14 protein-coding genes are annotated in these 13,608 nt (G+C 43.3%); all 14 read left to right on the forward strand.

The window, feature by feature from the left end; genetic code table 11:
• Positions 1-413 precede the first annotated feature (413 nt).
• The 14 genes from MKY52_RS14575 (at position 414) to MKY52_RS14640 (ending at position 13,541) form a co-directional block, all read left to right on the forward strand.
• The gene (locus tag MKY52_RS14575; protein WP_341051958.1) at positions 414-1,325 is read left to right on the forward strand and encodes a dihydrodipicolinate synthase family protein; all 912 of its coding nucleotides are present in this window, start codon (positions 414-416) and stop codon (positions 1,323-1,325) included.
• 4 nt (positions 1,326-1,329) lie between these two features.
• Complete coding sequence (locus tag MKY52_RS14580; RefSeq protein ID WP_341051959.1) at positions 1,330-1,971, forward strand: SGNH/GDSL hydrolase family protein; 642 nt, start codon at positions 1,330-1,332, stop codon at positions 1,969-1,971.
• Between the two features lie 13 nt (positions 1,972-1,984).
• Positions 1,985-3,391, forward strand: a complete 1,407-nt coding sequence (locus MKY52_RS14585) for an ABC transporter substrate-binding protein (RefSeq protein ID WP_339798354.1) — start codon at positions 1,985-1,987, stop codon at positions 3,389-3,391.
• A gap of 85 nt (positions 3,392-3,476) precedes the next feature.
• Positions 3,477-4,352, forward strand: coding sequence for a carbohydrate ABC transporter permease (locus tag MKY52_RS14590; protein WP_042191374.1), 876 nt, complete (start codon positions 3,477-3,479; stop codon positions 4,350-4,352).
• Between the two features lie 13 nt (positions 4,353-4,365).
• On the forward strand, positions 4,366-5,208 hold the full coding sequence (locus tag MKY52_RS14595) for a carbohydrate ABC transporter permease (RefSeq protein ID WP_341051962.1): 843 nt from the start codon (positions 4,366-4,368) through the stop codon (positions 5,206-5,208).
• Between the two features lie 24 nt (positions 5,209-5,232).
• On the forward strand, positions 5,233-5,922 hold the full coding sequence (locus MKY52_RS14600; RefSeq protein ID WP_341051964.1) for an N-acetylmannosamine-6-phosphate 2-epimerase: 690 nt from the start codon (positions 5,233-5,235) through the stop codon (positions 5,920-5,922).
• 23 nt (positions 5,923-5,945) lie between these two features.
• Positions 5,946-6,818: an ROK family protein gene (locus MKY52_RS14605; RefSeq protein ID WP_341051966.1), complete on the forward strand. Its 873-nt coding sequence runs from the start codon at positions 5,946-5,948 to the stop codon at positions 6,816-6,818.
• A 23-nt stretch (positions 6,819-6,841) separates the two neighbouring features.
• Positions 6,842-7,696, forward strand: a complete 855-nt coding sequence (locus MKY52_RS14610) for a MurR/RpiR family transcriptional regulator (RefSeq protein ID WP_076300453.1) — start codon at positions 6,842-6,844, stop codon at positions 7,694-7,696.
• 214 nt (positions 7,697-7,910) lie between these two features.
• On the forward strand, positions 7,911-8,384 hold the full coding sequence (locus tag MKY52_RS14615; protein ID WP_341051968.1) for a YhcH/YjgK/YiaL family protein: 474 nt from the start codon (positions 7,911-7,913) through the stop codon (positions 8,382-8,384).
• A gap of 490 nt (positions 8,385-8,874) precedes the next feature.
• Entirely contained in the window at positions 8,875-9,987 is a 1,113-nt protein-coding gene (locus MKY52_RS14620) for an amidohydrolase/deacetylase family metallohydrolase (RefSeq protein ID WP_341051970.1), read from the forward strand.
• Positions 9,953-11,056: a DgaE family pyridoxal phosphate-dependent ammonia lyase gene (locus MKY52_RS14625; RefSeq protein ID WP_341051972.1), complete on the forward strand. Its 1,104-nt coding sequence runs from the start codon at positions 9,953-9,955 to the stop codon at positions 11,054-11,056. The genes MKY52_RS14620 and MKY52_RS14625 overlap by 35 nt, the downstream gene beginning before the upstream one ends.
• 1 nt (position 11,057) lies before the next feature.
• Positions 11,058-11,810, forward strand: coding sequence for a 2-dehydro-3-deoxy-phosphogluconate aldolase (dagF, locus tag MKY52_RS14630; protein ID WP_341051974.1), 753 nt, complete (start codon positions 11,058-11,060; stop codon positions 11,808-11,810).
• Entirely contained in the window at positions 11,803-12,819 is a 1,017-nt protein-coding gene (locus tag MKY52_RS14635; RefSeq protein WP_341051976.1) for a sugar kinase, read from the forward strand. Before dagF ends, MKY52_RS14635 begins: the two co-directional genes overlap by 8 nt.
• Positions 12,820-12,827: 8 nt before the next feature.
• Positions 12,828-13,541: a GntR family transcriptional regulator gene (locus MKY52_RS14640; RefSeq protein ID WP_341051978.1), complete on the forward strand. Its 714-nt coding sequence runs from the start codon at positions 12,828-12,830 to the stop codon at positions 13,539-13,541.
• Positions 13,542-13,608: the final 67 nt, after the last annotated feature.

Here is a 13,608-nt window from a genome sequence, read left to right on the forward strand (position 1 = left end):
TTTTTAAGTGAACATTGTGTGTTAATTAGGGTTTGTGCTTCCTATGGAGAAAAGTGTCTCCTTGTAGGAGACACTTATATTAAATTTAAAAGGATAATCTATTGCCCTTGAGAGTTGCAAAGGATTTCTAGTAATTACCAATCTGTCAGATGACTTTAAGGTCGTAGATAGTGTTACTCTGATTATAACTAGAGCTGCATATATCGTCCGATATTCTATTTTTAATTGGAAATTATAAGGTCTTATTTTATGGGCGTTCACTTAAATGAAACTATTTTTCTAGTATGACCGTTCTTCTGGTGGAAATAAATTTTATTTTTAAAAAAATAGAGAAAATAATTTACAGAACCTAATTTAAGTGATATCTTGAATATGTAGAAAAGAAACCGTTCACATCTTAAGGGGGATTATCAATGACACTCAACAAGTTCCACGGAATTATACCTGCCTTCTATGCTTGCTATGACGATCAAGGAAATATTTCTGAATCCCGGACACATGCCTTATGTGATTACTTATTTGAAAAAGGAGTTCAAGGTGTTTATGTGGGAGGCAGTTCTGGAGAATGTATTTACCAGAGTCTGGACGAACGCAAAGCGGTACTTAGCTATGTAGCTAGTAACCTGAAAGGTAAAATGACACTGATTGCTCATGTAGGAGCCCCTTCCACTAGAGATAGTATCGAATTAGCAAAACATGCGGCGAGCTTAGGATATGATGCACTATCCGCAATCCCACCTATATATTTCAAATTACCTGATAGTGCAGTAACTAAATACTGGAGCGAGATTATGGAGGCAACTCCTCTACCGTTCATTATCTACAACATTCCTCAGACTACGGGATATACACTAACTCCAGCTTTATTCGAGAAACTGCTTACTAATAAAAGAGTTATCGGCGTTAAGAATTCTTCTATGCCACCTATGGATATTGAACGCTTCAAAAGAGTGGGTGGAAAAGATGTAGTGGTCTTTAATGGACCGGATGAACAGTATGTTGCGGGAAGAATCATGGGAGCCGATGCTGGCATTGGTGGTACTTATGCAGTTATGCCGGAGCTGTTCTTGCAAGCTAATGCATTTGTACTTGCCGGCAAGTTTGAGGAAGCAGGACAACTTCAAAGTGAGATCAACGATATCATCATCGCGCTTTGTTCCCTCAAGGGTTCTATGTATGCGGAAATTAAAGAGGTTCTGAGATTAAGAGGCGTAAACATTGGTAGTGTAAGAGCACCGCTTGAAGGGGTAGCCGCTGAAGATGCTGGTCCAATCGCAGACATTATGAAATTGATTGATCAAGCGATCGAAAAATATTGTGGTTAATGCAATGAAGAGAACCATCGTATGCTTTGGTGATTCCAATACTTGGGGCTACGACGCAGAGACGGACCAAAGGTTTAATGATGAAATACGTTGGACCGGACTTCTACAATCAGAAGTGTGCAACACTTACCGAGTCATAGAGGAAGGGCTTCCTGGTAGAACTAGTGTTAGTGACGATCCGCTATTTGAAGGGTTAGCCGGAATAGCTTATCTCTATCCATGCCTCATGTCACATGCACCACTTGATTTGGTGGTGATCATGCTTGGGACAAATGATACGAAAGAAAGATTTGCACTAACTTCTTATAACATCGCACAAGGTATTGTTAGACTCGCTCATAAAGCTAGAGGGAGCGGGGCAGGTCCAGCCGGGAAAGCTCCAGAAGTGCTTGTGATCGCTCCTCCCCCCATTGGGGCAGAGTATTTGAATACTCCTATTGGTAAGCCAATGGGAAGTAATTGTAGCGAGAAATCTTTGGAGCTCTCTCAGCATCTTGCAGCTTTGCTTTCGGGGACAGATATCCACTTTATTGATTCCAGAGAATATGTATCGATGAATGAAATAGATTACATGCATCTTGATATACAAGGACATCGGAACATGGCTGATTTAGTGAAATATCATGTCAAACGGATACTAGAATAGGGGAGGATTTAAAATGAAGAAGAAACGTTTACTTTCGACAATGGTTGCATTAATGGTAATTATTTCACTGATTTCAGGATGCTCTGGTAACAACGCAGCAAGCTCTAATACATCCGATAATACTGCTAAATCTGGCAAGGAAAAAGTGGCGATTAAAGTATGGCTGACCCCTCAGTGGAAGGGTGTTGTGGATGCAACGGAACAAGGTGCTGACTATGATAGCTTCCTTAAGGCTGCTGCTGAGAAATTCAAGGCACAATATGATAAATATGATGCTGACATTCAGGTCGAAGTCATTGCCGGAGATCAGCGAGACCAACTCCTCAATGTTAACTTGAGCGGAGGAACGCCACCAAATGTCTTCTTTGAAAGCGTATTCCCAATGGGCGATTATGTTCACCGTGGAGCTTTGGAGCCTTTGACTGACATCATCGATGAGGACGCAAAAAGTGATATCGCACAAAATTACTGGGATGCAGTAACGTTCGGAAAAGATGTGTACTTCTACCCATTCCAACACAATCCAGGCACTTTGGTCTACAACGCAGACATGTTTAAAGCGGCTGGTTTAGAAAAGTTCGTCGGTGGAGAGTCCGAAATTAAGACTTGGAACTTGGATGAATATCAACAAATCTTGGATGGTCTGAAAAATAATCTTCCGAAGGACAAATATTCTAATGCCTATCCAATGGCACTGTACGCTGTGAATAATCAAGGAGATACGTGGAACCTTGCATACTTAAGAATGTTCGGCAACAAGTTCTTCGATGATCAAGGGAATATTGTTCTGAATGATGCGAATGGAGTTAAAGCTGCTACATGGTTGAAAAAATTATATGACGGTGGATATACAAATCCAGGTGCTGAATCTGTATCCTCCAATGATGCCAATGCCATGTTCCAGAATCAGCAGCTAGCGATCAGTTTCACCAATCCAATCTTGTTCAATGGAACAAAAGCAAATATGGAATCCGGCACGTCTCCAAAGTTTGATATGCGTCTTGCTAATATTCCGTCCGAAAGCGGAGATCCTCTATCCTTTACTTATGTAGTGGGTGCTAGTGTATTCAAGTCTAAAGATGCGAAGAAGACTGAAGTAGCTAAAGATTTCGTGAAGTTCTTTTCAAGTGATCCTGAATTAGTTAAATCCTCTAAGAATGGTATTCCTGTGAGAAGCTCCGTGGCTGAAGAACTTAAGTCGGAGAATCCTCTCTTTGCTGCTTATGATGCCAACTCAAAATATTTGTTTAACTTCACGGGCAACGTTCCAGGATATAGCCAATTAAGAGAAGTTTTGTACCCTGATCTACAGGCGCTTTACATGGGAGCAAAGACACCAGAACAGTTTGTACAAGATTATCAGACCAATGGTAATAAAGTGATTGATACGAATAAAGCTAGCTCTGTCATTTTCCAATAATCTAAGAACAGGTAAACAATAAACGATTAACAGCCTTTAGAGTCTGAAGAGGCTCGAAGGGCTGCTAATTAGAAAGGTAAACGATATGAAACTACGTAGTAATTACCTAAAAGAGAATATTACAGGTTATCTGTTTATTTTACCTCAGATGATAGTATTCTTAGCCTTTCTTGTCTATCCGATCTTAGAAGGGATGCGCCTGAGTTTATACCAAATTAATTATGATAGTGAGAAGTTTGTGGGTCTGGCTAATTACACCACATTGTTTAATGATCCGGTATTCTTCAAGGCGATCTTCAATACGATTATATTCGTAGTCTTTATCGTCCTACTTACAGTGGGCTTTGCATTATTTGTAGCCTCGGCTGTATTTGATAAGAACGCTAAGTACGTTTCCTTTATAAGAGGGAGCTATTATATCCCGGTCATGGTATCCATGGTTGTAATGAGTATGGTGTGGAGTTTCCTGCTGAATCCTGCTAATGGACTTATTTCTTTTATATATAAAGATATGGGTCTTGGGACGATCAATCTTCTAGGAAATCCAAAGACAGTTTTGCCAGTGGTGATCTTTGTGACCTTCGCGACTAACGTGGGCCAAGCCATTATTCTGTATATTGCTTCGATGATTGGTGTATCTAAAGAGCTTTTTGAAGCAGCAGAAATCGACGGTGCAAGCAGATGGCAAGTAATTTCGAAGATCCTCATTCCTTCTGTAGGACCAACAACGACCTATATTACGATTATCAATATTATTGCTGTTCTAAAAATATTTGTAGTCATCCAGTTATTAACCGGCGGTGGACCGAACAACTCATCGGTAACCTTGATGTACTACCTCTATAATAATGCCTTTAAGTACAACCAACTCGGCGTAGCTTCTGCGGTAGGCGTTATCATGTTCGTGATTACATTGTTATTATCTGTGCCTCAGCTACGAAGCATGATTAAGGTGAAGTGAGGGGGAATACAACATGTCGAAAATAAGAAATAAGAAGAAGAGAGAGAAGTTTGATGTGATATCGAATGTGATCATTGTCCTCTTCGCGCTCCTTAATCTTTTTCCATTGTATTGGTTATTCACTAGTTCTCTTAAGAACAGTTCAGATGTTGTGAAGATGCCTCCAGACTGGTGGCCTAAATCGATCACATTCTCCAACTATGTGGATGTGTTTCAGAACCAACCGGCTTTGAGATGGACGTTTAATAGTATTTATGTCTCAGGCGTATCTACGATTATCGTTATTATTGTAGGCGCTATGGCTGCCTATGCATTCTCAAAGATCAAATTTAAAGGTAAAGATATCATCTTCATTATTTTCATATCGAGCTTGATGATTCCTAAGGAAATTATGATCGTGCCTTTATTCCGGATTACACAGCAATTTGGAATGGTGAATTCGTATAACGGTATGATTTGGCCGAACGTTGCGGGCGCATTTGGAGTGTTCCTATTAAAAGGATTCTTCGATTTAACCCCTAACGCTTTGAGAGAAGCCGGGAGAATAGATGGTGCAAATGAATGGAGAATCTTCACTCGCATCATGGTGCCTATTATTAAACCTGGTATTGGAGCCTTATTTATTCTGAATTTTGTGCAAGTCTGGAATGATTATTTGTGGCAGCTGGTTATAGGCCAAGAGAACAAAATGAAAACATTAATGGTTGGTACTGCAACCTTAATGCAGGATCTGAATCCTAATTTCGCATATAAAATGGCCGGAGCCACCATTGCTGCAATTCCGATGTTGCTAGTGTTCATGTTATTCCAACGGTTCTTCACCAATGGAATTACAGCAGGAGCAGTTAAAGAATAAATAAAGATGTGGAGTGGGTTACTGATGAATACTGAAAATAATGTACTTAAAAAGATAAAACATAAACTAGTCGTCTCCAGTCAAGCCTTACCCGAAGAACCGCTGCATAGTCCGTTTATAATGGGAAGAATGGCTTATGCAGCATACTTGGGCGGTGCTTCAGGCATTCGGGCAAATAGCGTAGCGGATATTCAAGAAATTAAGAAAACAGTGAATCTACCGATCATTGGGATCATCAAAAGGGTATATGAAGGTTCTGAAGTGTTTATTACACCAACCCTGAAGGAAGTAGATGAGCTTTACCGCGAAGGGGTAGATATCATTGCTATGGATGCGACGGACCGGACTCGTCCGGATGGATCAACCATCTCAGAACTATTTCCTCACCTAAGAGAGACCTATAAAGATCAACTGTTTATGGCAGATTGCTCTACATTTGAAGAAGCTGCTAAAGCCGTTGAGCTGGGGTTTGATCTTGTGGGTACTACCTTAAGCGGATATACAGAATACACCAAAGAGCGGTCACTTCCAGATTTCGAGCTAGTCAAGCAAATCGTAAGCAACTTCTCTGTGCCTGTGATAGCTGAAGGCGGTGTTTCCACTCCTGAAGAACTGAAGACAATGTTCGATCTAGGTGTTTATTCAGCAGTTGTCGGCTCAGCGATTACAAGACCAATGGAGATTACCAAAAGGTTTGTAAACGCTATTCAGTAGATTGCCGGAGAGGGTAGATAAGGATGAGAATTCTCGCTGTAGATATTGGCGGTACCAATACCAAGATGTGTATATGCGATAAACTTGGGAATGTTCATAACTTTAAGGAGTATGCAACTGAGAGCCACTTGGGAGGGCCGCATGTAATCTCAAGATTGCTTGATAAAATTGCAGAAAATGATGATTTTGATGCCATTGCTATAAGTACGGCCGGTCAAGTCAATGCTGAAGAAGGAATTATAGTCTATGCTAACGAAAATATACCTAGATATACAGGGATGAAGATTAAGGAAATTGTAACTAATCATTTTCATAAACCTGTTATGGTAGAGAACGATGTGAATTCAGCAGCATTAGGCGAGGCTCATTATGGTGCTGCCCAGAACTTTAACAATTTTTTATGCTTGACGTTTGGCACGGGCATTGGTGGTGCCATTGTATTGAACCGCCAAATCTATAAAGGAGCAGATGGGGTAGCGGCCGAATTTGGTCATATCCTGACACATCCATTGTCAGATGTGGTGGAGGGACTGCCTTTTTATGAGAAGTATGCTTCAACCACTGCTTTAGTCAAGATGGCTCAGCAGGCAGATCCCGAATGTACAGACGGAAAAGTCCTTTTTGATAAAATTCACAAAGGGGACGAAGCTCTGAAACAGATCTTGGATTCATGGGTAACTGAGGTGTCCGTGGGTTTAGCCTCAATTATTCATATTTTCAATCCATCCGCTATAATTATTGGGGGCGGTGTTATGGAGCAAGAAGATTTAGTTCAAAGGGTCGAGGAACGGACGAAGTCTTTAATTATGGAGAGTTTTGCGGGTGTAAGAATTGTTAAGGCCTCACTTGGGAATAAGGCAGGCTTGCTTGGCGCTTCCTCTTTATTCGCACATTAAATCATTGTAAAGGAGGGGCTTATTTGCGAACAATCAGTATTTTTTCTTCTATTCATTCCAAGTACAATAATTTGACGAATACGGAGAAAAAGGTAGCGGACTACGTGCTGGAGAACACGAGAAGTGTTGTCTATATGTCGATTACTGATCTTGCAGATGCGTGCGATGTAGGTGAATCAAGTATTTTTCGATTTTGCAAATCTTTAAGTTATAAAGGGTATCAAGAGTTCAAGATTGCACTCGCTCATAGTATCACTGTAGAGAATGAGATCCCGCAGCTTACGGATCAAATTCTAATGGACGACACTACTGAAGCTGTGGCTTCCAAAGTGCTGACCACAAATGTAAGTGCACTGAACGAGACCTATAATTTAATTGATATACAGAAAATCAATGAAGCTATTGATTATATGATAAACGCGGAACGAGTATCATTTTTCGGCGTGGGCTCTTCATTAATCACGGCGATGGAAGCCAAAATTAAATTTATGCGCATTACAAACAAAACGGAGTGTTTGATGGATTCACATCTTCAGATGATGTCTGCGGCGCTAATGTCTAACCGAGATGTAGCTGTAATCATTTCTTACTCCGGTTCAACGAAAGATAGTATCGAGGTTGCAAGAAAGGCGAAGGAACGAGGCGCTAAGGTGGTGTCCATTACGAGATTTGAAAAGTCACCTTTAACGTCGTATTCGGATCTTACCTTACTTTGTGGTGCTAATGAGGGTCCTCTGCAGGGCGGTTCATTATCTGCTAAGATCTCACAACTCTATCTGCTGGATATTTTATATGTGGAATATTTCAAAAAGACTAGTGAGCAGTCCATTATCAATAAAGAAACAACCGCTGCGGCAGTTAGTGAGAAGCTCCTATAAGTGCGAGTTCAAAAAGTATGGTTTTCAGCACCGAGAAGATTGGATGAAGGTAGAAACTGAGGAGCGGAGCGTAGTGGAAGCTACGTGAGCACCGGAAGTTTCGCCTGAATTTAATATTCAATGTCGAGTAAGCTTCTTGGGCTACTTCGTGATCAAAAGCGGACTTTTTGAACAACCTCTGTAGATAATTGAGATGTGAGGAGAATGAGACAATATGATCTTAGGTTCATTGTCATCTTGGGAAGAGCATAGCAGATACGAGAATTCAGTCATTGTAGAGGCAATTGAGGAATTGAAAGTCATCTTACAACATGAACCTGATCTCGGACGAATCGAGATCCGCGGTAACGAGATATACGTTTCGATTATGGCGCTTGAGGCGAAGTCGCTAGAGGAACAGGTTGCTGAAAAGCATGAGGCTTATATTGATGTGCATTATCTGATCGAAGGTGAAGAAACGATCGGTTGGTCCCCTCTGCAAGAAGGGATCGAGGCTACTAAGCCTTACGATGCCGAAGCAGATTATGCGCTTTATCCTCCGTCATCCGATGAAATTTTGTTAACTTTGAAGTCGGGGATGTTCGCTGTCTTTTTCCCGCATGATGTACACAGACCTGGGATGGGTCAACCGGGCATGAAGATTAAGAAGGCAGTTATAAAGATCCATGTAGGATTATTAAATTCATAGATTGAGAAAGCAGCGATTCTCCTTTTTATTGGAGGATCGTTGCTTTGCGTTTCGGTCATTTGCAGCTTGCTTCTGTAGATTATGGGCAGGTAAAAGCCAAATCGACTTCTAGCACTACTGAAGAAGTGAAACGGAAGCTCTGATAGATAATTAGGGAAAATCTCCGTAAAATTCTGCGATTTTTGCTTATTTGACTAATAATTAGGGAAAATCTCCCTCTAATTCAACTGATTCGTTGGTGAATATAGATATTACCACGATTTTTAGGGAGGAATTCCCTAATTCTATTCATTAAAAGCAATTATCGGCTATAATCAGGGAGATTTTCCCTAATTACTCTCTACAAAGAATCCGTCCGATAATCAGGTTTCTCTAATTTTGTGACAACCACGTCTAATTTTACGTACAAACATTATAACGTTATATTTACTTAATACGCTATTCGTGTTATTTTAAACATTATAATGTTATATGGAAAAAGGTGAGAACAATGGATGAAAGATACGTGCTCCGTCAGGTGAAACGAGTAAGCGGAGAAGAGATCGACATTGTAATCGAAAATGGCAAGATCGCTGAGATCACCCCGGCAGGTGAGGCGCATGGGGGGCAGGAGTGGGAAGGTTCAGGCGCGTACGTATCCAGTGGCTGGATCGATATGCATGTGCATGCCTTTCGCGAATTTGATCCGTATGGTGACGAGATCGATGAGATCGGTGTCCGGCAAGGGGTGACCACTCTAGTCGATGCCGGTAGCTGCGGGGCGGATCGGATAGGTGATCTGGCTCTGGACGCGTCTCAGGCTAAGACGAATGTGCTGGCTTTTTTAAATATCTCGCGGATCGGACTGCTAAGAATTGATGAATTGTCCAACTTGGAATGGATTGATAAGGAGAAGATCCTGCAATCCGTCCGAACCTACGGGGAGATAATCGTGGGATTAAAGGCTAGGATCAGCAAGAGCGTTGTCGGCGCGAGCGGGATTGAGCCGCTGCATATTGCACGAAGCCTTTCAATGGAGACGGGGTTGCCGTTAATGGTACATATCGGTTCAGCACCGCCAGATATCAGAGAGGTTATGCCCCTTTTGCAGCGTAAGGATATCGTGACCCATTATCTCAACGGAAAAGAGAATAATTTGTTTGCTGCGGATGGTCAGCCGCTTCAGGTACTGACTGAGGCCATTGAACGGGGAGTTCATCTCGATGTGGGGCATGGAACAGCAAGCTTCTCTTTTAAGGTAGCTGAGGCTGCTAAACGTAATGGTATTGGATTGAATACGATTAGCACGGATATCTATCGAGTGAACCGATTGAAGGGACCTGTCTTTAGCATTTCTAATGTACTTTCCAAGTTTCTATGTTTGGGCTATGCTCTGGATGAGATTGTGGCAGCGGTTACTTCCAATGCGGCGGAATGGCTGGGCAGGCCGGAGCTGGGCCGAATTCAGGTGGGAGATCCTGCAAACTTGACTCTCTTCACCCTGCAGCATAAGTCTGCAGTGCTTGTTGATTCTGAAGGAGAAGAAAGAATGACGGATAAAGTAATCCATGCAAAAGGAGTGGTTATAGGTGGGGAATTCATTAAATGTGAAATACGGGCTTAAACGCGTAATCAATGCAAGCGGCAGAATGAGTATCTTGGGGGTGTCGGCTCCGTCTGACACAGTGATGGAGGCGATGAAGCAAGGCGGACAGAGTTATGTGGAAATAGCGGATCTGGTGGATAAAGCCGGAGATTACACGGCACGAATTCTCGGCGCTGAAGCAGCGCTTATCGTTAACTCAGCCTCCAGCGGTATTGCATTGTCCGTTGCGGCGCTAGTGACCCAAGGCAATCGGCGCCGCAGTGAACGTTTGCACCAAGAAGCCATTCCACGCAATGAAATCATCATTCTGAAGGGGCATAATGTACAGTACGGAGCTCCTGTGGAAACGATGGTCTATCTAGGCGGTGGGAAGCTAATTGAGGTCGGTTATGCGAATGAAGGCCGGGCCGAGCATATAGAGGATGCCATTTGTGAGCAGACGGCTGCCATTCTATACGTGAAGTCCCACCATGCGGTGCAGAAGAATATGTTATCCGTCGAAGAAGCATGGGAGATCGCAAACCGTAGGGGCATTCCACTAATCGTAGATGCCGCAGCGGAAGAAGACCTCTGTAAATATGTGAAATACTCTGACCTGGCAATTTATAGTGGTTCTAAAGCTATTGAAGGGCCTACATCCGGTATTATCGCCGGAAAACGTAATTATGTGGAATGGGCTAAGGTCCAATTGTATGGAATAGGACGCAGTATGAAGGTTGGTAAAGAAACTTCCTTTGGTCTGCTGCAAGCACTAGAGGAATACATGGTCAAGGAAGACAAGAGTGACACCGAGAAAGCGTCTTTGCAGGGATTGATGGTGTTGAATGATCTTCCGGGAATTCTTGTAACCATTGTGCAGGACGAGGCGGGCCGTGCCATCTATCGCGGCCGGGTTCAGGTTGATCCACAGCAGGCCGGAATTACGGCGAAAGAATTGGTGGAGGGGTTGCAGAAGGGCGAGATTTCGATCTACACCCGCGATTATGGAGTGAAGCAGGGATATTTCGATATTGATCCACGGCCGCTTCTGGGGGATGATCTGCACGTGATTGTAGACAGCATTCATAAATTAATAGGGGGACAATAAGATGACGATTTCACAACGTTTTTATAAGGGCCGCACCGCATTAAATGTACTCGCTAAAGATATCGCTAATGCTAAAGAGATTTATGAAGCGGCGGAAGGATATGTGCTGGTCGGTGTGCTCTCTAAGGATTATAAGTCGGTAGAAGAAGCCGTAACAGCCATGAAGCAATATGGTCAAGAGATTGAAGATGCGGTATCCATTGGCTTAGGTGCAGGAGATAATCGCCAAGCGGCAATTGTGGCCGAGATTGCTAAGCATTATCCGGGTAGTCATATTAACCAGGCATTCCCGCTGGTTGGAGCTACACGCGCTAATCTTGGTGGGAAAGACAGCTGGATCAACAGCATGATCGCCCCTTCTGGTCACGCTGGTTATGTGAATATTTCTACAGGAGTCTTCAGCGCTGCGCAGAGTGAAGCGGCGATTGTACCTATAGCATCGGCAATTGCGCTTGTTCGGGATATGGGTGGTAATGCACTGAAGTATTTCCCGATGGAGGGATTAAGCCGTGAAGAGGAATACCGCTCTGTCGCTAAGGCCTGTGCTGAGGCAGAGTTCGCACTCGAACCAACCGGTGGAATTGATATGGACAATTTCGAGGAAATACTAGAGATTGCGCTTGAAGCAGGGGTGCCACAAGTGATTCCGCATGTCTACTCATCCATTATCGATAAAGAATCGGGCCAGACCCGGACCCAGGATGTGCGTGATTTGCTTGGAATTATGAAGAGGCTGACCGATAAATATGCCTAAACGAATCGGGGCATTCGGAGAAGTGATGATGCGTCTGCAGGTGCCGGGAGTTCAGTTGCTATCACAGGGAAACAGCTTAAACTATTCATTCTCTGGTACCGGGGTTAATGTCAGCGCTGCCCTGGCACGCTTCGGGCATGAAGGTTATTTGATTTCCCGTTTGCCGACTACTTCCTTGGGAGAGGCCGCCGCCGCGTATTTGCGGAAGCTGGGCATCTCTTCTAGCCTCGTTATACGAGGAGGAGAATATCTGGGCTTGTATTTCTTGGAGAATGGATTTGGAGCACGTCCAAGCAAGGTGACTTACAGCAATCGTCTGGAGAGTAGCTTCAATACGGCTCCTGAGAAAACTTATAATTATGAAGAGATTGCGCGAAGTCTGGATGTGATCCATTTCTGCGGCATTACGCTGGCTATGAACGATAGTGTACGTCATCATATGAAATCCTTGGCTAGAGCTGTCAAGCAGCAAGGTGGGACTGTGATCTTTGATTGCAACTATCGTCCGTCCTTGTGGGGACCGGAAGGCTATTCACAAGCGAAGCCGCATTACGAGGAGATGCTGCAGCTGGCCGATATCGTAATGATGAATGAGAAGGACGCAATCTTTATCTTGGGGATCAGCACTGAACAAGCTGAACGTGAAGAGCAACTGATCGAACTGATTCCAGCAGTTGCGAAGCATTACGATATCTCGGTGATTGCAGGCACCCATCGCAGTATTCATGGCGACAACACACATTCACTGCGTGGGTTTCTTTATAAGAATCAGAGCTTCTTCTTTTCGGATACGCTGAGATTTCTCGTCTATGATAGAATAGGGGCTGGAGATGCCTATACGAGCGGAATTGTGCATGGCGAGCTAACAGGATTTACACCTGAGCAGACAGTACGGTTTGCCGCTGCCGCTAGTATGTTAGCCCACACTGTCGAGGGCGACACTCCCATGGCTTCAGAAGCGGATATACTTCGAGCTATGACTCTATCCGTAGGCGATGTAGAAAGGTAGTGAACCTCTTGAGTTTGTCCCGAAAAGATAAGCCCTTATATATGCAAATTGCAAATATTATAAAGGATCGGATTCTACACGGAGTCTATCCTATTGGATTGAATATTCCTTCCGAGCCTCAGCTAGAGCAGGAATTCAATGTCAGCAAGATTACTGTACGTGGTGCCATTCAGGAGCTCGTCCAAGAAGGATTTCTGGAGAAGGGTAGCGGCAAGGGGACGAAGGTGATCCGTAATACCTCATCATCCAAGCTGTCCAAGTGGAAAAAATTCACGGAAATTCTAGTGGATGAAGGGCACCAAATTCGGAAGCAATGGCTGAAGGCGGAGCGAGTATATAATGAAGTCGAAAGCGAAGCCTTTCGTTTATTCGGCGAACGTTGTATACGCTTGGAACGCATATATAGTCTGGGTGATATTCCATACGTTCATTACACGCATTATTTAGTAAATGGTATGGATGATTTGGATCTACTGGACTTAAATGCCCAGTCCTTGTATGAACTGCTTGAAGAGCGGAGCGTTTCCTTAGAGAAACTGCGTGATGAATTTTCCGTTGCCGTTCCTCCGCCTGATGTAGAGGAGATATTGCTCCTTGATAAGAAATGTCCCTTGCTGAAGCGAACTCGTTATTCTTATGATGAGCTGGGCAAGGTAACTGAGTATAGTGTAGGCTTTTACAATACAGAGCTGCAGAATTATGTAGTGAACTATGAGGTGTAGTTAGCGAAAATCCGGAGCAATTTGCAGGGGAGATTCCTTGCAGGCTGATTCGGATTTTTTTTGCATC

The organism is Paenibacillus sp. FSL P4-0184, assembly GCF_038004625.1.
Lineage (GTDB): Bacteria > Bacillota > Bacilli > Paenibacillales > Paenibacillaceae > Paenibacillus_AQ.

Excerpts from the sequence above, each read along its gene's own strand:
- MKY52_RS14620 (WP_341051970.1), top strand. The coding sequence starts at position 8,875 with ATGGATGAAAGATACGTGCTCCGTCAGGTGAAACGAGTAAGCGGAGAA.
- MKY52_RS14635 (WP_341051976.1), top strand. The coding sequence starts at position 11,803 with ATGCCTAAACGAATCGGGGCATTCGGAGAAGTGATGATGCGTCTGCAG.
- MKY52_RS14615 (WP_341051968.1), top strand. The coding sequence starts at position 7,911 with ATGATCTTAGGTTCATTGTCATCTTGGGAAGAGCATAGCAGATACGAG.
- MKY52_RS14605 (WP_341051966.1), top strand. The coding sequence starts at position 5,946 with ATGAGAATTCTCGCTGTAGATATTGGCGGTACCAATACCAAGATGTGT.
- MKY52_RS14590 (WP_042191374.1), top strand. The coding sequence starts at position 3,477 with ATGAAACTACGTAGTAATTACCTAAAAGAGAATATTACAGGTTATCTG.
- MKY52_RS14585 (WP_339798354.1), top strand. The coding sequence starts at position 1,985 with ATGAAGAAGAAACGTTTACTTTCGACAATGGTTGCATTAATGGTAATT.
- MKY52_RS14595 (WP_341051962.1), top strand. The coding sequence starts at position 4,366 with ATGTCGAAAATAAGAAATAAGAAGAAGAGAGAGAAGTTTGATGTGATA.
- MKY52_RS14600 (WP_341051964.1), top strand. The coding sequence starts at position 5,233 with ATGAATACTGAAAATAATGTACTTAAAAAGATAAAACATAAACTAGTC.
- dagF (WP_341051974.1), top strand. The coding sequence starts at position 11,058 with ATGACGATTTCACAACGTTTTTATAAGGGCCGCACCGCATTAAATGTA.
- MKY52_RS14580 (WP_341051959.1), top strand. The coding sequence starts at position 1,330 with ATGAAGAGAACCATCGTATGCTTTGGTGATTCCAATACTTGGGGCTAC.
- MKY52_RS14575 (WP_341051958.1), top strand. The coding sequence starts at position 414 with ATGACACTCAACAAGTTCCACGGAATTATACCTGCCTTCTATGCTTGC.